This window comes from Nocardia sp. NBC_01327, assembly GCF_035958815.1.
Lineage (GTDB): Bacteria > Actinomycetota > Actinomycetes > Mycobacteriales > Mycobacteriaceae > Nocardia.
In genome coordinates this window covers 4902062-4929017 of sequence record NZ_CP108383.1, presented here as the reverse complement: position 1 = coordinate 4929017, position 26956 = coordinate 4902062, and the positions used below count along the sequence as shown (strand labels likewise).

Genomic DNA, 26956 nt, shown 5'->3' with positions numbered 1-26956 from the left:
CTCCGATACGTCCGGGACCACGCCGGTCCGCTGTCACGGGCTTCACGAGATGCCCAATTCCTTGTCGATGAGGTCGAACAGCTCGTCATTGCTGGCGGACTCGATAGCCTGTTCCGGCTGTGCCCCAATGGATTCCGTACCGAAGGCCTCGACGCGCGCCAGGGCCCGGCGCAATCTCGTGGCCAGTTCGGCGGACAGGTCCGCCTCGTGCTGCGGGAGCAGGGCGTCGATCTGCGCCTCGAGCCGGCTCAGCTCGGTGAGCAGTGGCGGGACGGGTGGCGGGGCCGCGGCGGTGACCTTGCCGAGCAGGAACCGGGTCAGGGCTTCGGGAGTGGGATGGTCGAAGACAAGGGCCGCCGGCAGCCGCACCCCGACCGCGTTCGCCAGCCGATTGCGCAGTTCCACGCCGGTCAGCGAGTCGAAGCCGAGGTCCTTGAACGGGCGCACCGGGTGGATCTCCGCGGCCGACGCATGGGCCAGCACAGCCGCGGCATTGGCGCGCACGACCTCGAGCAGGATCCGGTGCGCCTCGGCCGGGGCGAGCCCGGCCAGCCGATCGGCCAGCCCCGCCGCCGCGGTCGCGGCCGCGTCTCCGGCCCGGCGCAGGGCCGGCCGGGGCGCCCGGACCAGGCCACTGAGCACGGGTGGCACCACGGTTCCGGCGGCCGGCCGGAAACGAACGAGCCGAGCGGCGAAGACATACGGATGCACCGAGCGACAGGCCGCGTCGAACAGTGCGAGCCCCTCGGCCGAGTTCAGCGCGCCGATGCCCGAACGGGACATACGGTGCTCGTCGGCGCCGGCCGTCATCTCGCTGCGCTCCTCCCACAGGCCCCAGCCGATCGAGACACCGGCCAAGCCCTGCGCGCGCCGTTCGGCCGCCAGGGCGTCGAGGGCGGCATTGGCGGCGGCGTAGTTCGCCTGCCCGGCGCCGCCGAGCAGCGCTGCCCCCGAGGAGAACAGGACGAAGGCGGCCAGGTCGCGATCACGGGTCAGTTCGTGCAGGGCGAACGCGGCATCCACCTTCGGGCGCCACACCCGTTCCACTCGGGCCGGGGTGAGCGTGCCGAGGACGCCGTCGTCGAGGACGCCCGCGGCATGGACGACCGCGGTGAGCGGATGGTCCGCCGCGATGGCGTCCAGTACGGACGCGAGGACATGGCGATCGGTGATATCGCAGGCGAGAACCGTTGCCTCCGTACCGAGTTCGGCGAGCTCAGCGGCGAGCTCGGCCGCGCCCGGCGCCTCGGCGCCGCGGCGGCTGATCAGGATCTGGTGCCGCACACCGTATTCGGCCGCCAGGTGCCGGGCCACGAGCTGGCCGAGAGCGCCGGTCCCGCCGGTGATCAGCACGGTGCCCGCCGGGTCGATCGGGGCGGGCACCAGCAGTACGTTCTTGCCGATGTGCCGGGCCTTGCTCAGGTGACGGAACGCCGCCGGAGCCTGCCGGACGTCCCAGCAGGTGATCGGCAGGGGGCTGAGCCCGCCCTGCTCGAAGAGTGCCAGTACCTCGGTGAGCAGCTCGCCGATGCGCTGCGGGCCCGCCTGTACCAGGTCGAAGGCCTGGTATCGCACGCCCGGATATCGGCTCGCGACCTCGCCGGCGTCGCGCACGTCGGTCTTGCCCATCTCGACGAAGGCGCCACCGCGGGGCAGCAGGCCGAGTGAGGCGTCGACGAATTCCCTTGCCAAGCAGTCGAGTACGACATCCATACCGCGACCTTCGGTGACCTCCCGGAAATGCTGCGCGAATTCGAGTGTCCGCGTGGAAGCCAGGTGCGCGTCATCGAACCCGTTGGCGCGCAGCACATCCCATTTACCAGGCCCGGCCGTGCCGAAGACCTCGGCTCCGGCATGCCGGGCGAGCTGCACCGCGGCCATCCCGACACCGCCGGTGGCCGCGTGCACCAGCACGGACTGTCCGCGGCGGAGACCGGCGAGATCGAACAGTCCGTAGTAGGCGGTGAGGAAGGCGATCGGTGCGGACGCCGCCTGCGCGAACGACCAGCCGCTGGGAATCCGGGCGACGGTCGCGCGATCGGCGACGACGACCGGGCCGAACGCCCCGCCGAAAACACCCATCACCCGGTCGCCGAGCATCAGGTCGGTCACGCCGGGACCGGCTTCCAGGACCGTGCCCGCACCTTCGCTGCCGATGGTCGGCTGGTCGGGGTCCAGACCCAGGGCGACCACGACATCGTGGAAGTTGAGGCCGGCGGCGCGCACGGCAATGCGCACCTGACCCGCCCGCAGCGGGAGCAGCGCCGCGGGCGCGGGCAGCAGCGCCAGCCCGTCGATCGTGGCGTCGTGACCGAGCCCCAGCCGCCAGGCCGGTTCGTCCGGCGGGGTGAGCACGTCGCGGGTATCGGCGCTCAGGCGCGGCACGAACACCCGCCCGCCACGGACCGCGTACTGCCCCTCGGCCGCACCCGTGGTGAAAAGTGCTGTCACCAGCGCATTAAGCGATGCGGGGTGGGTATCGACGTCCGCGAGCAGAAATCGTCCGGGATGTTCGATCTGTGCGGTACGCAGCAGCCCCCACACACCGGCCTCCGCCCAGTTCGCCGCGCGGTCCCCCGGCCCGGTCCGAACCGCGCCGTGGGTGATGACCACCAGGCCCGACTCCGCGAAACGCTCGTCGGCCAGCCAGCCCTGAACCAGCTCGAGCGCGCGAACGGTGCCGGCCTGCCACACAATGCGCGGCTCGTCCTCGATGCCGCCCGAAACGCTCGCGAGCACGAAGGCAGGGATCGGCTCCGCTGTCGCGCTCAACGCCGCGAGGTCCGGCCAGGCCGTCGCGGTGGACAGCCTGGCGTGCAGGCCGCCGCCGAGTACCGCACAGCGACCCGCGCCCGCCGAATCGCCGTCCCCGGGTACGGATTCGCCTGGCGTGAGCGCGGTTTCACCGGACCTGGACAAGGGCGTCCACTCCACGTGCAGCACCCCCGCCGCGTCCGGGCGCAGACCGCCGGCGGGCAACGGGCGCAGCGCAAGGGAATCGACGGTCAGGACGAGGCGGCCGGTGACGTCGCGGGCTTCCAGTGACACGTCCTCGGCATCACGGGCGCTGATGCGGACGCGGAGTGCGGACGCTCCGGTGGCGTACGCGGTCACACCGGTCCACGAGAACGGCAGCCGCGCAACGTCATCGCGGCCGGGCAGCAGCGCGGAGGCTTGCAGGGCCGCGTCCAGCAGCGCCGGGTGCAGGAGATAACCATCGCCGTCGCGCTGCTGAGGCAGGGCGATCTCGGCGAAGATCTCGCCGTGGTGACGCCAGGCCGCTCGCACACCACGGAAGATCGGCCCGTAGTGATATCCGGCCGTGGTGAACCGGTCGTAGAGCTCGGAGGTGTCGAGCGGTTCCGCATCGGCGGGCGGCCAGGCCACGACACTGTCCTCGCGATCCTCGCCGCGCGGGGCGAGCGTGCCGGTGGCGTAGGCCGTCCATTCCGCCGCGGTGTCCCGGTCTGTGGTGACGGTGTCCTGATCGGGTCGGCCGTGCACGCTCAGGGTGCGATATCCGCCGGCTGCGGCCGGACCGACTCGTACCTGCAGGCGCAGCGCGCCGCGCTCGGGCACGGTGAGCGGGGTCTGCAGGGTGAGCTCGTCGATCAGGCCGCAGCCCACCTCGTCGGCGGCGCGGAGCGCGAGCTCGAGGAAGGCGGTGCCGGGCAGCAGGGTGATGCCCGATACTGCATGCTCGGCCAACCAGGGCGTGGTCGTGCGGGACAGCAGCCCGGTGAACAGTTGTTCGTCGGAGTCGGCCAGGTCCACGGCGGCGCCGAGGAGCGGATGACCGGTGGCGGCGAGCCCCGCGGCGGCGACATCAGCCGGGCCGGTGGCGGCATCGAGCCAGTACCGGGTGCGCTCGAACGGATAGGTCGGCAGCTCCACCTGGTGAGCCCCGGGATACAGGGCATTCCAGTCGAGATCGACGCCGCCCGCATGCGCCTCGCCGAGCGAGAGCAGCAGCCGTTCGAGGCCGCCTTCGCCGCGGCGCAGTGTGCCCGTGACGACGGCCGAGGGTGCGGAGTCCGCCAGCGTCTCGCCGATCCCGGCCGTGAGTACCGGATGCGGGCTGATCTCGAGGAAGGTGGTGTGCCCGGTGTCCGCGAGCGCGCGCACCGCCGGTTCGAAGCCGACGGTGCCGCGCAGATTGCGGAACCAGTATTCGGCGGACAGTTCGGGGCCCGCCAGCCAGGTCGCGTCGAGCGTGGAATACATGGGCATCCGGCAGGTTCCGGGCCGGAGCCCCTCCAGTGCCGCGATCAACTCGTCCCGGATCGCATCCACGTGCGCGGAGTGCGAGGCGTAGTCGACCTCGATGCGGCGAGCCCGCACCCCGTCGCGTTCGCAGGCGGCCAGCAGTGCGTCGACTGCGGCCGGATCCCCGGCCACCACCGTGGCGGCAGGGCCGTTGACTGCGGCGATGGCGAGTCCACCACCGTTGGACTCCAAGAGGATTCGGACTTCCGCGACGGGAAGCGACAGCGAGGCCATCGCCCCCTTACCGGCGATCGCGCGCAGCAGCCCGCTACGCAATGCGACGACCTTCGCACCCTCCTCGAGTGATAGTGCGCCCGCCACCACGGCTGCGGCGATCTCGCCCTGCGAATGTCCGAGCACGGCATCCGGTTCGACGCCGTACCCACGCCAGGTCGCCGCGAGCGAGACCATCACGGCGAACAGCGCGGGCTGCACCAGATCCACCTGTTCCAGCGCGGCCGGGTCACCGAGGATGTCCACCAGCGCGCGGTCGACGTACCGGGCGAGGGCGCGTTCGCACGCTGCCATCGATTCCGCGAAAACCGCACTCGTGCCGAGTAATTCGAGCGCCATACCCGCCCATTGCGCGCCCTGGCCGGGAAAGACGAACACCGTGCGGCCCACGGCCCCGGCGGTGCCCTGCGCACCCCCGCCGGCGGGGGTGTCCTGCGCGAGTGCCCGCAGTCCGGTCATCAGCCGCGCACGGTCACCGGCCAGCACCGCACGGTGCGGATGCCGGCTCCGGGTGACAGCGAGGGACAAACCTATATCGGCGCAAGGCAATTCGGGCCGCGCGTCGAGGTGCCGGAGCAGCTGTTCGGCTTGCGCTCGCAGTGCCCTCACGGACCGCGCGGACAGCACCCAGGCGACCGGGCGCTCGCCGGGCGGCACCGGGCCCGGTGCGGAATGTGCGTCCGGCGCCCGAGGCGAGTCCGCGGGTTCGGGCGCCTGTTCGAGCACCACGTGCGCATTCGTCCCGCTCACCCCGAAGGCCGAGACGGCGCCGCGGCGCGGGCGTCCCGTCTGCGGCCACGCCTGCGACTCCGCGAGCAGCCGCACCGCGCCGGAGGACCAATCCACCTGCGAGGAAGGCTGATCCACGTGCAAGGTCGCGGGCAGGATGCCGTGCCGCAGCGCCTGCACCATCTTGATGACGCCACCGACACCGGCCGCCGCGGAGGTGTGCCCGATATTGGATTTCAGCGATCCCAGCCACAGCGGTGCACGCTCGGCGCGATCCTGGCCGTAGGTCGCCAGCAGGGCCTGCGCCTCGATCGGATCGCCGAGCCGGGTGCCCGTCCCGTGGCCTTCGACCGCGTCCACGTCCGCGGCGCTCAGCCGGGCGTCGGCGAGCGCCGCCCGGATCACTCGCTGCTGTGCCGGACCGTTCGGGGCGGTCAGGCCGTTGGAGGCGCCGTCCTGGTTGACGGCCGTGCCGCGCACCACAGCCAGTATCCGGCGACCGTTGGCCAGCGCGTCCGAAAGGCGTTCCAGCAGTATCACGCCCACCCCTTCACCGAATCCGGTGCCGTCCGCCGCATCGGCGAACGCCTTGCAGCGGCCGTCGGGGGCGAGCCCGCGCTGGCGGCTGAACACCACGAACAGTTCGGGGCTGTTCATCACCGTGACACCGCCCGCCAGCGCCATATCGCACTCCCCCGTCCGCAGGGACCGCACCGCCAGGTGCAGCGAGACCAGCGACGACGAGCAGGCGGTGTCCACGGTGACCGCCGGACCCTCGAGCCCGAGGACGTAGGACACGCGGCCGGAGGCGACGCTCGCGGAGTTGCCGGAGCCGAGGAACCCCTCCACTTCCTCCGGCACGTTCCCGATCAGCCGGACGGCGTAGTCGTGATGCATGACGCCGGTGAACACGCCGGTCCGGCTGGCCTGCAGGGTCGCCGGATCGATGCCGGCGCGTTCGAGCACCTCCCAGGAGGTCTCCAGCAGCAGCCGCTGCTGCGGATCCATCGCGAGCGCCTCACGCGGTGAGATCCCGAAGAATCCGGCGTCGAATTCGGCTGCGTCGTAGAGGAATCCGCCTTCCTTCACGTACGAGGTGCCGTGCCGTTCGGTCTCGGTGTCCGGATCGTAGAGGTTGGGGAGGTCCCAGCCGCGGTCGGCGGGGAAATCGGAGACCGCGTCGGTGGCGGAGGCGACCAGGTCCCACAGCGCCTCCGGCGAGTTCGCGCCGCCGGGGAACCGGCAGCCCATGGCGACGATCGCGATCGGCTCGTCGACGGCATCGCCGTGCGCGGCGGGCGCCACCGGTACCGGTGCGGTCGCACCGGCCAGCCGGGTGTCGAGGTGGTCGGCGAGGGCGGCCGGGTTGGGATGGTCGAAGACCAGGGTGGCGGGTAGGCGCAGTCCGGTGGCGAGGTTGAGCCGGTTGCGCAGATCCACCGCCGCCAGCGAATCGAAGCCGAGATCCCGGAACGCCCGGCCCGGTTCCACGGCCTCCGCGGCGGCATGCCCGAGCACCGCGGCGACCTGGGCGCGGACCAATTCCCGCAGTTCCCGGCGGCGCTCGGCCGCGGGCAGAGCGGTCAGGCGTTGCGACGGGCCGGCGGCATCGTCACCACCGAGCGGCGTCACCGCAGCCCGGCGCGCGGCCGGACGGACGAGGCCGTGCAGGAGCCTGGGTATCGGTTCCGTGGCGACGCGGGCCCGCAGTGTCGCGAGGTCGAGCGGCATCGCGACCAGGTGCGGTTCTTCCGACGCGGTGGCGGCGTCGAAGAGTTCGAGTCCCTGCCGATCGGTCAGCGCAGGCATGCCGGACCGGGCGATCCGGCGGGCGTCGGCCTCCCCGAGATGACCGGTCATCGCACTGCGCTGTTCCCACAGCGACCACGAGATCGACTGCCCGGCCAGACCGTTGGCCCGGCGATGCTGGGCCAGCGCGTCCAGGAACGCATTCGCGGCCGCGTAGTTGCCCTGCCCCGGACCACCGAAAACGCCTGCGGCAGAAGAGAAGAGCACGAATGCGCGCAGATTCTCACCGGCCGTGAGACGGTGCAGATGCAGGGCGGCGTCCACCTTGGGCCGCAGCACCGCGTCGATGCGGTCGGGGGTGAGCGCCGCGATCACACCGTCGTCGAGGACGCCCGCGGCGTGCACCACCGCCGTGAGCGGGTGTGCGGCGGGGATGTCGTCGAGCAGCTGCCGCAGTGCCGCGCCGTCGGCGACATCGCAGGCGATGGCCACGCACTGGACGCCGAGACCAGCGAGCTCCTCGACGAGTTCGGCCGCACCGGCCGCGGCGGGACCACCGCGGCCTGCCAGCACCAGGCGGCGCGCGCCGGCGGCGGCCAGGTGCCGGGCGATCCGCGAACCGATCAGACCGGTGCCACCGGTGATCAGAACCGTGCCGTCCGGATCGGCGAAGGGCTCGAGGCGCTCGGCAATGGTGGCCCGCACCAGCCGGGGTATGCGGACCTCCCCGCCCCGCACCGCCAGCTGATCCTCCTCGACAGTTGCGATAATCGCTGTCAGGGAAGGGATTTCACCCGGATCATCCACATCGGCCAGGACGAACCGCCCCGGATGCTCCGACTGCGCCGTGCGCAGCAGCCCCCAGATCGCGGCCCCTGGCAGATCGGCGATGTCCTCGCCCGCAGCCGCCGCGACCGCCCCTCGGGTGACCACGATCAGGCGCGCATCCTCGAACCGCTCCTCGGCGATCCAGTCCTGCACGAGCGCCGCGGCGGCGTGCACGGCACGGTGGGTGGCAGCCGCGTAGGCGTCGGAGGTATCGACCGGGTCGGCACCGACAGCGGCGGAGACACCCGAATCCGCGCACACGGCAACGGATTCCATGCCCTCGGCAACCGGATCCGCAGTCGTGGCAATCGGATCCGCGACCGCAGTGACGAACATCGGCGCGACGACCAGCCCGGGCGCGGCGTCGCCGGCGATGACAGCGGCACGTAAAGCGGCGAGGTCCGGGTAGCGGTCGGTGCCGAGCACGATCGGCTCGGCGGCGGGCGGCACGCTGCGTTCGGCGCGGCCGGCCGGCACGCTCGACTCGGTCATGACGGTGGGACGTCCGGTGAAACGCGCGGGAGTCCAGTCCAGGCGGAAGAGCGATTCGTGGCGGACGGCCTGCTGCGGCGACTCGGACACGGGGCGCAGCAGCAGGGCGTCGATGGAGATCACCGGTTGCCCGGCGGCATCCCACGCCTGCAGTGAGACGGCGTTCTCCCCCGCTGGCGCGACCTTGGCCCGCAGCGCGGTGGCGCCGTGGGCGTGCAAGGCGGACCCGGTCCAGGCGAACGGCATCCGGCCCGTCTCGTCTCCGGACAGGCCGGTGACGTGCAGCACGGCATCGAGCAGGGCCGGGTGCAGGCCGAAAAGCGCTGCCTCGGCGTGTGTTTCGGGCGGCAGCACGGCCTCGGCGTAGATGTCCTCGCCCAGGCGCCAGGCGGCGCGCAGCCCTTGGAACACGGGCCCGTAGCGGAATCGGCCTGCGGCGAAACGCTCGTAGAGGCCGGTCAGGTCGATCGCCGTCGCACCGGGCGGCGGCCAGGGAGCAGTGGGCGGCGCGGCGGACCGGGCGGCCGGCGGCGGGAGTTCGTCGGACAGTGAGCCACTTGCATGCCGGTTCCAGGGGTCCTCGGGTGCAGCGTCGGCGGGGCGGGCGTAGACGCTGATCGCGCGCAGACCGCCGGCCTCGGGTGCGCCGGCGGTCACCTGCACGTCGACGGGGTTCGCGGACAGGACGAGTGGCGCTTCCAGGGTGAGCTCCTGCACCCGGCGCAGGCCTGCCTGCTCGGCGGCGCGGGCGGCGAGTTCGAGGAAGGCGGTGCCCGGTAGTAGCGCCGCGCCGAGCACCGAGTGTTCGGCGAGCCACGGGTGGGTTCGTGTGGACAGGCGGCCGGTCAGTACGAGGGCGTCGCCGTCGGCGAGGGTGACGACCGCGCCGAGCAGTGGATGCCCGGCTGCGGCGAGGCCTGCCGCGGTCACGTCACCGGTCGCCGGGCCGGTGTCCTCCAGCCAGTACCGCTGCCGCTGGAACGGGTAGGTGGGCAGGTCCGCGGGCGCGGCGGGTAGATGGGCGTAGACGGGCCGCCACTGTACGGGGATGCCCGCGGTCCAGAGTTCACCTGCCGAGGCGTGGAACCGGGCGAGCCCACCGTCGTCGCGGCGCAGGGTGCCGGCGACCTGAGCGTCATGCCCTGCGGCGCTGACGGTTTCCTCGATCGCGACCGTGAGCACCGGATGCGGGCTCACCTCGACGAAGGCGCGCAGCCCCGCGTCCAGTGCGGTGGTGACGGCGTCGCGCAACTCGACGATCTGCCGCAGATTGCGATACCAGTAACCGGCGTCGAGGGTGCGCGTATCGAGCGTCGAGCCGGTCACCGTGGAGTAGAAGGGAACCTGCGCCGCACCCGGGGTGATCCCGGCCAGCAAGGTCAGCAGTTCGTCGCGGATCTGCTCGATATGGCCACTGTGCGAGGCGTAGTCGACGTCGATGCGCCGGGCCCGCAGGTCCCGGGCCTGCGCGTGGGCGAGAAATTCGTCGACCGCCGCGAGCTCACCGGAGATCACTACTGCGGCGGGCCCGTTGACGGCGGCTATCGAGAGCCGATCACCCCACGGCGCCAGTTCCGTTCGGACTCGGTCGGCCGGAAGGTGCACCGAGGCCATCGCACCCGCGCCCGCGATCGCACGCAGCGCACGGCTGCGCAAGGCCACCACCTGCGCGCCGTCCTCCAGTGACAACCCGCCCGCCACCACCGCGGCGGCGATCTCCCCCTGCGAATGCCCTACCACCGCAGCGGGTTCCACCCCGAGTGACCGCCATACGGCGGCCAGCGACACCATCACCGAAAACAGCACCGGCTGAACGACATCCACCCGGTCCCACACCGCTCCCGAGCGAACGAGCCCCAGCAGTGACCACTCCACGAACGGCGCCAGAGCCGCCGCGCACTCGGCCATCCGCGCCGCGAACACCGGCGACTCGTCCAGCAGTTCCCGAGCCATCCCGGTCCACTGCGAACCCTGCCCCGGGAAAACGAACACCACTCGGCCGGTGCGGATTTCACCGCCACGCACCACGGTGGGTGACGGCAGCCCGTCCACCAGCGCCGTCAGGTCGTCCACCAGGCCCGCCCGGTCCCGGGCCGACAGCACGGCCCGATGATCGAAGACGGTACGGCCCGCCAGAGCCCGGCCGGTCCCGTCGAGGTCGAGGTCCGGGTGCCCGGCGAGATGGGCGCGCAGCCGCTCGGCCTGAGCACGCAGACCCGCGCGGTCACGCGCGGAGAGCAGCCACGGCAGGGCGGCAGCGGTGGCCGTCCACGGGCCCTCGTTCGACTTCGACTCCGCGGCAATCGATTCGGCCCGCCCCGCGGCATTCGGCTCAGCCACCGCGCCTTCACTCGGCTCCGCCTCGGCCTGTTCGAGGATAATGTGCCCGTTGGTGCCGCTGATTCCGAAGGAGGACACGGCGGCTCGCCGCGGATGGTCGGTCTCCGGCCACGGCGTCGGTTCGGTGACGAGCCGGACGGTGCCCGCGGACCAGTCCACCTGGGTGGTGGGGCGGGCGGCGTGCAGGGTGGGCGGCACGGTGCCGTGGCGCATGGCCATGACCATCTTGATGACGCCGCCGACGCCGGCGGCGGCCTGGGTGTGGCCGATATTGGATTTCAGCGACCCGAGCAGCAGGGGCCGGTTGCCGTCGCGGTTCTTCCCGTAGGTGGCCAGCAGCGCCTGCGCCTCGATGGGGTCGCCGAGCGCGGTGCCGGTACCGTGCGCCTCCACGACGTCCACCGCGTCCGGGCGCAGCTGCGCGTCGGCCAGCGCGCGGCGGATGACGCGCTGCTGGGCAGGCCCGTTGGGGGCGGTGAGCCGGCTGCTGGCGCCGTCCTGGTTGACGGCGCTGCCGCGGACCACCGCGAGGATCGGGTGCCCGTTGCGGCGGGCGTCCGAAAGGCGTTCCAGCAGTAGCATTCCCACGCCTTCGCCCCAGCCGGTGCCGTCGGCCTCGTCGGCGAAGGATTTGCAGCGCCCGTCACCGGCGAGGCCGCCCTGCCGGCTCATCTCCGTGAAGGGCACGGGCGTCGACATCACCATGGCGCCGCCGGCCAGGGCCAGCCCGCATTCGCGGCGGCGCAATGCGTGCGCCGCCAGGTGGATGGCGATCAGCGAGGACGAGCAGGCGGTGTCGACCGTGATCGCCGGGCCCTCTAGACCGAAGGTGTAGGAGATCCGACCGGAGGCGACGCTGCCGGACTGACCGTTGCCGAGGTAGCCCTGCACATCGTCGGGCACCCGGTGCAGGCGCAGCGCGTAATCCTGATACATCACGCCCGCGAAGACTCCGGTATCACTGCCGCGCAGCGTGTTCGGGTCGATCCCGGCCCGCTCGAACGCCTCCCAGGTGGTCTCCAGCAGCAGTCGCTGCTGCGGATCCATGGCGAGCGCCTCGCGTGGGGAGATGTTGAAGAATTCCGGTTCGAAATCGGCGACCTCGTCGAGGAAGCCGCCCTCGGCGGAATAGGTGCTGCCCGGCCGCTGCCGGGTCGGGTCGTACAGGGACGCCAGGTCCCAGCCGCGGTCGTCCGGGAATCCGGCGATGGCGTCCGTACCGGATTCGACCATCTCCCACAGCTTTTCGGGCGTGTCGACACCGCCCGGATACCGGCAGCTCATGCCGATGACGGCAATGGGTTCGCGGCCCCTGGCCTCGGCCTCGGTGAGGCGGTTCCGGGTGTGGTGCAGGTCTGCGGCCACCCGCTTGAGGTACTCGCGCAGCTTGTCATCAGTCACGGATATCGTCACCTTCGTAGATCGAGGACGGGAGTTGCGCGCTCTCCCCCATTCCGAGTTCGTTGTCGATGAAGTCGAAGAGTTCGTCGTCGGTCGCGCGGTCCATGCGGTCCCCGAGCCCGGGATCGGCGTTGGCGCGCAGGGTGTTCAGCAGGATCTGCAATCGGTCCAGCAGCTGCGGATCGGCCGGGCTGTCGCCGAACGCCTGCTCCAGTTGTTCGAGCTCGGCCAGGCCGCCGGACACTGGTTCGGCGTCCTCTGGCGTCAGTTCGGCGGCAAGGTGTTTTGCGATACCCGCCGAGGTCGGGTAGTCGAACAGCAGCGTGGCTGGCAGGCGCAGGCCGGTCGCCGCGTTGAGCCGGTTGCGCAGTTCCACCGCGGTGAGCGAGTCGAACCCGATTTCCAGCAGCCCGCGATCGTCGTCGACCGCTTCCGGATCGCCGAAGCCGAGCACCGTGGCCGCCTGCAGCCGGACCAGATCCAGCAGAATGCGTTCGCGCTCGGCTGTATTCCGGCCGCGCAGCCGGTGCGCGATGGACTCGGTGGCGGCGGCGCCCGCCACTCGCCGCGACCGCGGGCGTATCAGGCCGCGCAGCATGGGCGGGTAGCCGGCGGCCGCGGTCGCCTCCAGGTCCAGGCGCAGTGGCAGTGCGGCCGGTTCGTCGGCGGCGACCGCCAGATCGAACAGGCGGACGCCGTCCTCGGGGGTGAAGGCCAGGATGCCGCCGCGGGCGATGCGGCGCAGATCCGCTTCGTCGAGCGAACCGCTCATACCGCCCTCGGTGGTCCACAGTCCCCAGTCGAGGGCGGCCGCGGGCAGGCCGCACGCCCGCCGCCGATGCGCCAATGCGTCGAGGAAGGCATTGGCCGCGGCGTAGTTGGCCTGGCCCATCCCGCCGAAGACACCGGCGATGGAGGAGAACATCACGAACGCCGACAATTGCGACCCGGCGGTCAGCTCGTGCAGATGCAGGGCGGCATCGACCTTGGGCCGCATGGCTTCTCGTAACCGCTGCGGTGTCATCGCACCGATCACGCCGTCGTCGAGCACACCCGCCGCATGCACCACCGCGGTGAGTGGATGCGCCGCCGGAATCCCCGCGAGAAGCGCCGCGACTCGATCCCGGTCGGCGACATCGCAGGCGAAGATATCGATATCGGCACCGAGGGCGATCAATTCGTCCCGCAGTGCCCCGGCGCCGTCCGCGGCGAGTCCACGCCGGCCGGTCAGTACCAGCCGCCGCACGCCGTGCTCGGACACGAGGTGGCGCGCGATATGCCGCCCGATCGCCCCGGTGCCGCCGGTGATCAGGACGGTGCCGCCCCGCTCCCACACCGGCGTCTCGGGTTCCTCGGCTCGCGGAACCCGGCCCAGTCGAGCCTGATACGCCACACCCGAACGCACGGCCACCTGCGGCTCGCCGGATGCGATCGCGACCGGCAACGCCGCCACCGAGGCGACGTCACCATCCAGATCCGCGATCACGAATTGGCCGGGATGCTCGGTCTGCGCGGTACGCACCAGCCCCCAGACCGCGGCGTGCGCCAGGTCCGGCACATCGGCATCCGGCCGCACAGCCACCCCGCCGCGCGTCACCATCAGCAGCGTGACGCCCCGAAACCGCTCCTGCGCGAGCCAACCCTGGACCAGTGCGAGCGCGTACTCGGTGGCGAACCGCACCGCCGAGACCTCCTGGCGCGGCGCCGATCCCGACGCGAGCGGCGGCACCGGCGCACCGTCCGCCTGCTCCTCGAGGCCGTGCGGGATCGGGGCCAGCACGACAGCGGGCAGGTCGCCCGCCGTGAACTCGGCGAGGTCAGCCACCGCGCGGGTGGCGCCCGCCGCGGCCCACTGCGTCACCTCGTCGCCGAGGACCACCCAGTTGCCCACGGCCCCCGGCATTTTCACCGGCACGGCGGGCCATTCGACCCGGAACAGCTCCTCGTGTCCGGCGGCCGGGCGGGCGGCGCCGACCTGATCGGCGGACACCGGCCGCAGTACCAGGGAGCGCATCGTGGCGACAGGATCGCCCGCGGCGTCCATGGCCAGCACCTCCACGGCGTCGCGGCCCGCCGGTCGCACTCGGATTCGCAGGGCGGACGCGCCCGAGGCGTGCAGGCGAACGCCGTTCCAGGAGAACGGCAGCCAGCTCTGGGTCGAACCCGCGAGGATCCCGAAGGTCAGCGCGTGCAGGGAGCTGTCGAGCAGGGCGGGGTGCAGGCCGAATCCGGCCGCGTCGCCGCGATGCTGTTGCGGCAGGCTCGCTTCGGCGTACACCTCGTCGCCCAGCCGCCAGGCGGCCCGCAGACCCTGGAAGGCGGGTCCGTAGGCGAAGCCGCCCTGTTCGAAGTGCGCGTAGAGGTCCGTCACGTCGATCGGTTCGGCGCCTCGGGGCGGCCACTCATCCACGGCGGCAGGCTCGTTCGGTTCGGTATCGGTGAGCAGGCCGCTGGCGTGCCGGGTCCACGACTGTCCGGGAGACGCCGTCTCCGGTCGCGAGTAGACGGCGATCGACCGGCTGCCGTCCGCATCGGATGCGCCCACCGAAACCTGCAGCAGCACAGCACTGTCCGGCGCGATCACCAGGGGCGCCTCCAGCAGCAGCTCGTCGACCTCGCTGCAGCCGGCTTCGTCGCCGGCGCGGATGGCCAGTTCGAGGAAGGCCGTCGCCGGGAACAGGGCCGCGCCCAGAATGGCGTGGTCCGCTAGCCACGGGTGACTGCGGAGGGAAAGCCTGGTGGTGCACAGGAATCCGCCGGTGTCCGGAAGTTCGACCAGTCCGCCCAGCAGCGGATGCCCGGCGGGGCGCAGGCCCGCCGACCCGACATCACCGGTGCCCGCGTCGGCCTCCAGCCAGTAGCGCTCGCGCTGGAAGGCGTAGGTGGGCAGGTCCACGTGCGCGCCGGCCGGGCCGCCGAAGAACCGCGCCCAATCGATCGCCAGGCCGCGAGTGTGCAGCTGCGCCAGCGCCGTTGTCGCCGAGGTGGTCTCGGCACGATCGCGGCGTAGCAGCGAGATCAGGGCGTCCGGATCGACACCGTGCTCGGCGAGGCTGTCGCGGCCCATGGTGGTCAGTGACTGGTCGGGGCCCAGTTCCAGGAATCGGGTGGCGCCCTGTGCGTGCAGGCACGCCATGCCGTCGTGGAAGCGAACGGCCGCCCGTACGTGCGCGACCCAGTAGTCGGCGGTGCCGATCTGTTCGGCACTCGCGACCCGCCCGGTCAGATTCGAGACGACCGGGATCAGCGGCGCCTGGTAGTCGACGGTTTCGGCGATCCGCCGGAACTCGTCGAGCATCGCGTCCATGTGCGGGGAATGGAAGGCGTGGCTGACCGTGAGCCGCCGCGCCTTACCCCCCGCCGACTGCCAGCGCGCGGCGATATCGAGCGTGGCGTCGGCGTCACCGGAGACGACCGTGGCGGCCGGGCCGTTCACCGCCGCGATCGACACCCGGTCCTGCAACCCCGCCAGCAGCGCCAACGCCTCCGCCTCCGAGGCGGTCAGGGCGATCATGGCGCCGGCCTCCGGCAGCGCCTGCATCAGCCGTCCGCGAGCCGCGACCAGGCGGGCTGCATCGGGCAGCGACAGCACGCCCGCGACGTGCGCCGCGGCCAGCTCGCCCACCGAATGCCCGAGCAGCAGTGCGGGATTCGCACCCCAGTGCTCCAGCAGCCGGAACTGAGCGGTCTCCAGTGCGAACAGCGCGGGCTGGGTGAAGGCGGTGGTGTCGAGCAGGGCGGCCTCGGGCGAACCGGCCGGGGCGAACATCACCTCGCGCAACGGCCGGTCGAGGACGGTGTCGAACTCGGCGCACACCGCGTCGAGCGCGTCGGCGAAGACCGGTTGGGCGCGGTAGAGCTCCGCACCCATACCGGGTCGCTGACTGCCCTGTCCGGCGAACAGGAAGGCCGTCTTGCCCGCACCGGACCGCCCGCGCAGCACACCGGGCGCGGTACCGTCGTCCGCCAGCGCGCGCAAGCCCGCCAGCACCGTCTCGCGGTCCCCGGCGACGACGGCGCCACGGTGCTCGAAGGCGCTGCGCTGCAACGCTAGCGCCCTGCCGATCTCCTCGACGCCGAGCGCGGGACGGTGCTCCGCATACGCCAGCAGTCGGGCCGCCTGTGCCCGCAGGGCGGAAGCGCTGCGACCGGAGACGAGCCACAGCCCGCCACCCGCGCATTCCGGCACCGGGGCCGACTCTGGTTCTGCGGGAACGTGTTCCAGGATCGTGTGCGCGTTCGTGCCACTGACCCCGAAGGAGGATACGGCGGCCCGGCGCGGGTGGCCGGTCTCGGGCCACGCGGTGTTCTCGGTCAGCACGGTCACCGCGCCCGCGGACCAGTCGACCAGCGGGGTCGGCCGGTCCACGTGCAGTGTGCCCGGCAGTACACCGTGCGCCATGGCCTGCACCATCTTGATGACTCCGGCGATACCGGCGGCCGCCTGCGCGTGCCCGATATTCGATTTCAGCGAGCCGAGCAGCAGTGGCCGATCCGCCGGCCGATCCTGCCCGTAGGTGGCCAGCAACGCCTGTGCTTCGATGGGATCGCCGAGCCGGGTGCCGGTGCCGTGCGCTTCGACCGCGTCGATCTCGGCGGCGGTGACTCCGGCACTGGCCAGGGCCTGCGCAATGACGCGCTGCTGGGCCGGGCCGTTCGGTGCGGTGAGGCCGTTGCTGGCGCCGTCCTGGTTGACGGCGCTGCCCCGGACCAGGGCCAGCACCGGATGCGCGTTCCGGCGTGCGTCCGAAAGCCGCTCCAGCACAATGACGCCCGCGCCCTCCGCCCACGCCGTGCCGTCGGCCGCGGCGGCGAAGGGCTTGCAGCGGCCGTCCTCGGCGAGCCCGCGCTGCCGGCTGAACTCGACGAACGAGGTGGGAGTGGCCATCACCGCCACACCGCCCGCCAGGGCGAGCGTGCACTCACCGCCGCGCAACGCCTGCGCCGCAAGGTGAATGGCGACCAGCGATGAGGAGCACGCCGTATCCACGGTCACCGCGGGCCCCTCGATCCCGAAGGTGTACGCGATGCGGCCGGAGGCGACACTGCCCGCACTGCCCAGGCCCAGATAGCCTTCGAGCTCCTCGGACGGCTGCCGCACGCGGGCGCCGTAGTCGTGGTAGCTGGAACCGACGAACACACCGGCGCGGCTGCCCGTGAGCGACAGCGGATCGATCCCGGCCCGTTCGAACGCCTCCCACGCGATCTCGAGCAGCAGCCGCTGCTGCGGATCGATCGCCAGCGCCTCGCGCGGGGAGATGCCGAAGAAGGCGGGATCGAATTCGGCTGCGCGGTGCAGGAATCCGCCGTGCCGGGTGTACGAGGTGCCCAGCTGCCCCGGATCACCGGAGTAGAGCTCCTCGAGATCCCAGCCGCGGCCGACCGGGAACGGCGAGATGGCGTCGACGCCGTCACGGACCAGCTGCCACAGGTCCTCGGGGGATTCGACATCGCCGGGAAAGCGGCAGCTCATTGCCACGATCGCGATCGGATCATCCTCCGTCGCAACGGATCCGGCAGCTATCGACGGCACCGGGACCGCAGCGGTCGCGGTCGCCGGCCCGGTGGTCGCCGCGGCCCCGACGCCCAGCAGTCCGCCGATGTGCGCGACGAGAGCGGTAATCGTGGGATGGTCGAAAACGAGGGTGACCGAGAGCCCCAGCCCGGTGGCTGCCGCCAGCCGGTTGCGCAGATCGACGGCGGTCAGCGAATCGAAGCCGAGATCCCGGAAGACCCGGCCGGGCTCGATGCCGCCCACCTCCGAATAGCCGAGTGTCGCTGCGACTTCCGCTCGGACCAGCGTGGTCAGTTGCTCCTCGCGCTCGGCGGCGGACAGTCCGGCGAGCCGTCCCGCGAGGGAGTCACCCTCCTCGCCGTCACCGGTGCTCGTGCCGAGGAACGGTACGGCCTCGGGCAGGTCGCGCAGTAAGGTGTTGGGCCGCAACATGACCGAAGTACGGGTGAATCGCTCCCAGTCGAAACCGGAGACGATGAGCCGTGTGTCACCGTCCGCCAGAGCCGCGCCCAAGGCGGACAGGGCCAGGTCGGGTGCCATCGATTGCAGCCCGGCGCGCACGAGCCGATCACCCACCGCGGCAGCCGCGCTGTTACCCGCCCACAGACCCCAGGCCATCGAGGTGGCTGGAAGGCCCAGTGCCCGGCGCTGTTCCGCGAGGGCGTCCAGATAGGCGTTGGCCGCCGCATAGCTGCCCTGACCGCTGCCCGGCAGGGTCGCGGCGAGCGAGGAGTAGAGGACGAAACCGTCCAGCTCCAGATCGCGGGTGAGTTCGTCGAGGTGCACCGCCGCCTCGACCTTGGGACGCAGCACGGCCGCAGCGCGTTCCGGGGTGAGCGCATCGAGCACGCCGTCGTCCAGGACACCCGCCGCGTGCACCACGGTGCGCAGCGGCCGGTCGGCCGGAATCGAGGCCAGCAGGGCGGCAAGGGCATTCCGGTCGGTGACATCGCACGCGACACCCGCCGCCGCCACACCCAGGTCCGCCAGCTCGGCCACCAGTGCGGCCACGCCGGGCGCAGCGGCCCCCTTCCGACCAGCAAGCACGATATGCCGGGCCCCGGCGTGCGCCAGCCACCGCGCGACATGCGCACCGAGAGCGCCGGTGCCGCCGGTGATCAGCGCGGTCCCCGAAGTGGTCCAGGTGGCGTCCGGCGCGACGGGCTCGGCCCGCACCAGGCGGCGAGCGAAGACACCCGAGGCGCGCAGCGCGAGCTGGTCCTCACCATCGAGTCCGGCGAGCACGCGGGCCAGCCGGTCGAGCACCCGGTCCTCGTCCCACCGCACCGGCAGATCGATCAGACCGGCCCAGCGCTGCGGGTACTCCATACCCGCGACAGCACCCAATCCCCAGGTCATGGCCTGGTCCGCGACGGGCGCCGGATCCGAGCGGCCCACCCGGACCGCACCGACGGTCGCGGCCCACACCGGTGCCGAGACACCGGCATCGCCCAGCGCCTGCACCAGCGTCACGCTCAGGGCCAGACCGGACGGCAGTACCGGCGCCGACGCGTGCCCGCCGGACGCGAGTCCCAGCAGCGACAGCACCCCGGTGGGTGCGGCGGCTCGGAGGCCCTCGCGCAGCTGGTCGGCAACAGCCGCCCGGTCGTCATTGCCGAGCGGCACGGCCACGACGGTGGCGCCGTGTCGTTCGAGGGCGCTCGCGCAGGCGGCGACGGCCGGGTCGCCCGTCGCCCCGGAGGGGACGATCAACCACCAGATACCCTGCAGCACCGGTCTTTCCGCGCTGATCGTCAGGGGTTTCCAGATCACCCGGTAGCGCCAGGCGTCCACCACGGAACGGTCGCGGCGGTCGCGATGCCACGAGGAGAGGGCGGGCAGTACCGCGCGCAGCGAGGCCTGCGCCTCGTCGCCGGCCATCCGCAGTGTGCTCGCCACGGTCGCGACGTCACCGCCTTCGACCGCCGTCCAGAATCCGGCCGCGACCGGGTCCGCGCCGGCCGTTCCCGCCTGGGCGCGGTCGGCGCCGGGGGCCTGCAGCCAGTACCGGGAACGCTGGAAGGCGTAGGTCGGGAGTTCGGTGCGGCGCCCACCGGTGCCGGAAAGTACTGCCTCCCAGCCGATGTCGGCGCCGCAGGTGTGCAGGGAGCCGAGGGAGAGCAGAAAACGGCGCAGACCGCCGTCACCGTCGGCGAGGGTGCCGGTGACGCATCCGGTCACCTCGGCCGAGTCGATCGCCTGCCGCAGCCACACCGACAGCACCGGATTCGGGCTGACCTCGACGAACACCGTGTGCTCATCACGCAGCAGCGCTGCGACGGCGGCCGAGAACAGGACCGGCTCCCGCAGGTTCCGGTACCAGTAGTCCGCGTCCAGCGCAGTGCTTTCGAGTCGCGCGCCGGCGGCCGCGGAGTAGAACGCGATGTCCGATGCCTGCGGCGTCACACCGGCGAAGGCGGTATCCAGTTCGGCGCGCAGGTCTTCCACCTGCGGCGAGTGCCCGGCGAAGTCGACGCCGGGCAGCGCCCACGACATGATTCCGGCGTCGGCCAGCCGCTCGCTCAGCTCCTGAAGCGAGGTGGGATCCCCCGATACCGTCACCGAGCCGGGACCGTTCACCGCGGCCACCGAAACCCGATCCGCCCATGGCCGCAGGTAGTCGGTGATCGCGTCCACCGGAACAGCCGCGAACAGCATCCCGCCTCGGCCGACCAGGGGCAGCAGTGCCTTGCTGCGCAGGGCCACGATGCGCGCGCCGTCCGCGAGCGACAGTGCGCCCGCGACCACCGCGGCGGCGATCTCCCCCTGCGAATGACCCACCACCGCCGCAGGCACCACACCGAAGGACCGCCACACCGCAGCCAACGACACCATCACCGAAAACAACACCGGCTGAACCACATCCACCCGCACCAACGAACCCGACGAACGCAACACATCAACCAACGACCACTCCACAAACGGCGACAACGCCACCGCACACTCACCCATCCGCGCCGCGAACACCGCCGACTCCGCCAACAACTCCCGAGCCATCCCCACCCACTGCGAACCCTGACCCGGAAACACGAAAACGGTCCTGCCGGCGGCGGCCGCCGTGCCCTGGACGAGCAGGCGGTCGGCACGTCCTGCGGCCAGTGCGGTCAGGCTCGCGAGCATGGCGTCGCGGTTGTCGCCGCCGATCACAGCCCGATGTTCGAACAGTGTCCGATCGTGGATCAGGGAGTACCCGACATCCGCGGCAGACACCTCCGGCCGGGCCTCGAGGTACTCGGCCAGCCGGGCCGCCTGGGCCCGCAGCGCCTGCTCGGTGCGACCCGAGAGCGGCCACAGCACCGGGCGGCCCGGTTGCGGCGCGATGGCTTCCGGCATCGGCCGATCAAGCTGCGGCGCAATGCTTTCCGGATCCAACGTGGGCGCTTGCTCGATGATGACGTGCGCATTGGTGCCACTGAGTCCGAAGGAGGAGACCCCGGCGCGGCGCGGCCGTTCGTTCGGCGTCCACGGCTCGGCCTCCGCCAGCAGATCGACCGCGCCGGTGGACCAGTCCACGTTCGGGGTGGGTTCGGTGGCGTACAGCGACTTCGGCAGCAGGTCGTGCCGCAGGGCCTGCACCATCTTGATGATGCCCGCGACGCCCGAAGCGGCCTGGGTGTGGCCGATATTCGATTTCACCGACCCCAGCCGCAGCGGCCGGTCCGCGGGCCGGTCGCGCCCGTAGGTGGCCAGCAGTGCGTCGGCCTCGATCGGATCGCCGAGCTTGGTGCCGGTGCCGTGTCCTTCGACCACGTCGATATCGGCCGCAGTGAGCCCGGCGCCGGCGAGTGCCGCGCGGATGACCCGCTGCTGCGCCAGCCCGCTCGGGGCGGTGAGGCCGTTGCTGGCGCCGTCCTGGTTGATCGCGGACCCGCGGATCGTGGCCAGCACCGGATGACCGCTGCGCCGCGCGTCGGAGAGTCGTTCCAGCAGCAGCACACCGACGCCTTCGGCAATGCCGAAGCCGTCCGCGGCGGCGGCGTAGGACTTGCAGCGCCCGTCGGCGGCCAGGCCGCGCTGGCGACTGAAACCGGTGAGCGACAAGGTCGATCCGAGGACGGTGACGCCGCTCGCCAGGGCGAGCGTGCATTCTCCGCTGCGCAGGGCTTGCGCGGCCAGATGCACCGCGACCAGTGACGAGGAGCAGGCGGTGTCCACCGTCATGGCGGGACCCTCGAGTCCCAGGCTGTAGGCGATGCGGCCGGACAGCACGCTGGTGGACACGCCCGCGATGAGATGGCCCTCCACTTCCGCGGGCACCTCGTGGTTTCCGTACCCCTGGTAGGCGGCGCCGGCGAAGACGCCGGTCCGGCTGCCGCGCAGGGTGGCCGGGTCGATGCCCGCGCGCTCCAGCGCCTCCCACGAGGTCTCCAGCAGCAGTCGCTGCTGGGGATCCATGGCCAGCGCCTCGCGCGGCGAGATGCCGAAGAAGCCGTTGTCGAATTCGGCTGCGTCGCTGAGGAATCCGCCCTCGACGGCATAGGTCGAGCCGGGCCGGTCCGGATCGGCGTCGTAGAGCGCCGCCAGGTCCCAGCCGCGGTCGGCCGGCAGTTCGGCGACGGCGTCGCGGCCCTCGACCAGCAGGTCCCACAGGTCGTCCGGATCGTGCACACCACCCGGATAGCGGCAGGCCATGCCGACGATCACGATGGGGTCCCGGTCGTCCACGGTGACGAGCGGCAGCGGCTCGGACGTGTCGGTCGCGGCGCCCAGCGCCAGTTCACCCAGGCGCCGGGCGAGCGCGGTGGCCGAGGAGTAGTCGAAGATGACCGTCACCGGCAGGCGCAGCCCTGTGGCGGTATTGAGCCGGTTGCGCATCTCGACGGCGGTCAGCGAGTCGAAACCCAGGTCGCGGAAGGCTCTTTCGGGTTCGACCTGCGCGGCGGAGTCGTGGCCCAGGACCCGGGCGGCGTGGGTGCGCACCAGATCGATCAGGAGGCGGTCGCGGTCGGCGGGGGCGGCCTCGCGCAATCGGCGGCGCAGTGTCGCGCCGGCCCCGTCGTCCGCACCGGGCGCATCCTCGGCGGCCAGGATGCGCCGCACCTCCGGCAGGCTCGCGATCAGAGGGCTCGGCCGCACCGAGGTGAACACCGGTGCGAATCGCTCCCAGTCGACGGCGGCCACCAGAATGACGGTGTCGTCGTTGTCGAGCACCCGGCCCAAGGCGCCGAGCGCCACCGCGGGCGGCATGAACGGAATGCCGCGGCCGCGCAATTGCGCCTCGGCGAGGTTGGCCGCCATCCCGCCGCCCTCGGCCGGATCCCAGATACCCCACACGATCGAGGTGCCGCTCAGGCCCCGGGCTCGGCGGTTCTCGGCGAGGCCGTCGAGGTAGGCGTTGGCGGCAGCGTACGCGCCGTGCGCATCACTGCCCCAGACCGCGGAGATCGAGGAGAACAGGACGAAGGCATCCAGCGCGTCGGCGCCGAACACGGCGTCGAGATTCTCGGCGCCGCGAACCTTGGCGTCGAGGGTTTCGGCGAAGTGATCGGGATCGGTGTCGGCGAGCGGGATCAGCACACCCGTCCCGGCAGCGTGGATCACCGTGCGGATATCTGCTCCGCCGCTCCGCAATTCGGCGACGAGCGCGGCCAGTGCCGCCCGGTCCCCGACATCGCAGCCGGCGATCGTCAGCCGGGTGCCACCGCCGGTCAGCTGCTCGGTCAGCTCGCTCAGACCGTCCACCCCGACCGCGCCACGACGGCCCACCAGCACAATGTGTTTCGCGCCGCGATCGGCGAACCAGCGGGCCAGATGCCTGCCGACGCCACCGGTGCCGCCGGTGATCAGAATCGTGCCGCGCGGCTGCCATGGACGCACCGCCGCGCTGTCCCCGAGTTCGGCGCGGACCAGCCGCCTGCCGTGGATTCCGGCGGCCCGGATCGCGACCTGATCCTCATCGTCCGGGCGAGCGAGCACCTGACGCAGCCGCAGCGCGGCCTGCTCGTCGAGGGTGGCAGGGAGATCGACGAGACCACCCCAGCGGGCCGAATGTTCCAGTGCCGCAACGCGACCGAGACCCCAGAGCAGGCTCTGCGCCGGGCTGGTGAGCACATCGGCCGCATCGACGGCCACCGCGCCACGGGTGGCCCACCACATCGGAGCGGCGCAGCCGCTGTCGCCGAGGGCTTGCAGCAGCACCAGACTCAACGCGGTGCCATCGGTCATCTGGGGATTGCGCCGGTGCGGGGATTCGTCGAGACCGAGCATGGACAGCACCCCGGCCGCCGGCTCCGGCAGTCCGGCGAGCACGTCGGCGAGCAGCGCGCTCAGCGCCACCCGCTCGTCGGCGGAGGCGTCGAGCACGATCGGCACGAGGGTGGCGCCGGCGGCGGTGAGCGCCCGCGCACATCCGGCGGTCAGCGGATCGCCGCTGGTCGCCGCGGAGGAGACGAGCAGCCAGGTGCCGGTGAGTGTGACGCTCGGCAGGTCGGTGAGCGGTTCCCAGTCCACGCGGTAGCGCCAGGAGTCGGCGGTGGCACGGTCTTCGAGCCCGCGCCGCCAGGCCGCGAGGGCGGGCAGTACCGCACCCACCGTATCGGCGGGATCCATGCCGAGGGTGGCGGTGAAGGCCGCGAGGTTGCCGTCGTCGACGGTCTGCCAGAAGGCGGTCTCCGCGGGGTGCGCGGCCGCCGGTGCCATATCGGCGTCCTGCGGGCGTTGCAGCCAGAACCAGCGGCGCTGGAACGCATAGGTCGGGAGGGGCACCGGGCTGCCGGGTGTCTCGGCGAAGAAAACGGACCAGTCCGGAGACAGTCCCCGGACCTGCGCCTCGGCGAAGGAGAGCAGCGCGGTGTCCAGACCGCCCTGATCGCGGCGCAGCGTACCGACTGCCGTGGCGTCGGCATCGGCGGTCTCGGCGGTCTGATTCACGCCGACCGTCAGCACGGGATGGGTGCTCGGCTCGACGAAGAAGGTGTAGCCCTCCTCGAGCAGGGTCCGGGTGGCGTCGGCGAAGCGCACGGGCTGACGCAGGTTGCGATACCAGTACTCGGCGTCGAGCGTTCCGGTGTCACGCCAGTCGGCATCGACGGTGGAGAAGAACGGAATCTCGGCGGGGGCCGGCGCGATATCGGCGAGGGCCGCCAGCAGCCGCGCACGGATCTCCTCGACCTGCGGCGAATGCGAGGCATAGTCGACCGGGATCACCCGGGCGCGGATATCGGCGGCCACCAGATCGGCGGCGAATCGCTCGATGGCGTCGGCGTCGCCGGAGACCACCGTCGACGCGGGCCCGTTGACGGCCGCGATCGAGATCCGGTCCGTCCAATCACGAAGGCGAGCAGTCAGTTCCGCGACCGGCAGCGGTACCGAGGCCATACCGCCGCGGCCCGCCAGCACCGCGATGGCCCGGCTCCGCAATGCGACAACCTTCGCACCGTCCGCCAGCGACAGTCCACCCGCCACCACCGCGGCGGCGATCTCGCCCTGCGAATGGCCCACCACCGCGGCAGGTTCCACACCGAAGGACCGCCACAGCGAGGACAGCGACACCATCACCGAGAACAGCACGGGCTGAACGACATCCACCCGGTCCCAGGTATCACCCTCGACAACGCGTTCGCGCAGCGACCATTCCACGAACGGCGCCAGCGCCGCCTCGCACTCGGCCATCCGTGCCGCGAACACCGGAGACTGCTCCCACAGGTCGCGGGCCATGCCCACCCACTGTGAGCCCTGCCCGGGAAACATGAAAACCACTCGGCCGGTGTGTGTTTCACTGCCACGAACCAGCCGCTGCGCATCATCACCCGATTCGAGTGCGCGCAATCCCGCCAGCAGGTCGCCGCGGCTGTCGGCGATCACGACCGCACGATGCTCGAACGCGGTACGCGTGGTGGCCAAAGCCCGTGCGATGCGGTGCGTTCCGGTGTCGCCCTCCCGCTCCACGAGCGTGCACAGGCCGCGAGCCTGGGCGGCGAGCGCCTCCTCGGTGCGGGCGGAGACCACGAACGGAAGCAGCGCCGGTGCGTCCTCCGAAGTTGTTGCGGGAATCTCGGTTTCATGTTCACCGGCGTCGGATTCAGGCGCCTGTTCCAGCACCACATGCGCATTGGTCCCGCTCACCCCGAACGAGGACACGGCCGAACGCCGCGGCCGCCCGACCTCCGGCCAGGCCTGGGCCTCGGACAGCAACCGCACCGCACCGGAGGACCAATCCACCTGCGAGGACGGCACTTCCGCATGCAATGTGCGCGGCAGCACGCCGTGCCGCAGCGCCTGCACCATCTTGATGATCCCGCCCACGCCCGCGGCCGCGGAGGTGTGCCCGATATTCGATTTCAGCGATCCGAGCCACAGCGGCCGGTCCGGCGGCCGCGCACGGCCGTAGGTGGCCAGCAGGGCCTGCGCCTCGATCGGATCGCCCAGCCTGGTGCCGGTCCCGTGCGCCTCGACGACATCTACCTCGGCCGTGGACAATCGGGCGTCGGCCAGTGCGGCCCGGATCACCCGCTGCTGTGCGGGACCGTTGGGTGCGGTCAGACCGTTCGACGCACCGTCCTGGTTGACCGCCGAACCGGCTACCACCGCCAGCACCCGGTGACCGTTGGCGACCGCGTCCGAAAGCCGTTCCAGCAGTAGCACTCCCACGCCCTCGGACCAGGCGGTGCCGTCGGCGGTCTCGGAGAATGCCTTGCAGCGGCCGTCTGGGGCGAGGGCGCGCTGGCGGCTGAACGAGACGAAGGCGCCGAGTTCGGCGCCGACGGTCACACCGCCGGCCAGCGCCATCGTGCACTCCCCCGAACGCAGCGAACGCACGGCCAGGTGCAGTGCGACCAGCGAGGACGAGCAGGCCGTATCGACGGTGAAGGACGGTCCGGTCAAGCCGAGCACATACGACAACCGACCGGAAACGACGCTGCCGGTGGTCCCGGTGTGCAGCAGGCCCTCGACCTCCGGGACGGTGGCGCAGCCGGCGCCGTAAGCGTTGACCATGGCGCCGATGAAGACACCGGTGGCGCTGTTGCGCAGGGTGGCGGGCACGATATCGGCGCGTTCCAGGGTTTCCCAGGCCACCTCCAGCAGCAGCCGCTGCTGCGGGTCCATGGCCAGTGCCTCGCGCGGTGAGATGCCGAAGAATCCCGGATCGAATTCGCCTGCGTCGTACAGGAATCCGCCGTTGCGGGTGTAGGAGGTACCGGGGTTGTCCGGGTCCGGATCGTAGAGTCCGTCCACGTCCCAGCCGCGGTCGCGCGGCCATTCGGTGATGGCGTCCGTGCCGGCGGTGACCAGATCCCACAGCTGTTCGGGCGAATTCGCGCCGCCCGGATACCGGCAGCCCATCCCGACGATCGCGATCGGCTCGTGCCGGGCATCCTCCGTCTCCCGCAGCCTGCGTCGCACCTCACCCAGGTCGGCGGTGGCGCGCCGCAGGTATTCCAGGAGTTTCTCGTCGTTCGGCAT

The 26956-nt window shown here is 71.8% G+C and carries 2 protein-coding genes; both read right to left on the bottom strand.

Annotated elements, in window-relative coordinates:
* Positions 1-42 precede the first annotated feature (42 nt).
* Complete coding sequence (locus OG326_RS22355; RefSeq protein ID WP_327139049.1) at positions 43-12039, bottom strand: SDR family NAD(P)-dependent oxidoreductase; 11997 nt, start codon at positions 12037-12039, stop codon at positions 43-45.
* Entirely contained in the window at positions 12032-26956 is a 14925-nt protein-coding gene (locus OG326_RS22350) for a type I polyketide synthase (RefSeq protein WP_327139048.1), read from the bottom strand. Before OG326_RS22350 ends, OG326_RS22355 begins: the two co-directional genes overlap by 8 nt.

Coding starts and splice junctions, on each gene's coding strand:
- OG326_RS22350 (WP_327139048.1), bottom strand. CDS start 26,956: ATGCCGAACGACGAGAAACTCCTGGAATACCTGCGGCGCGCCACCGCC.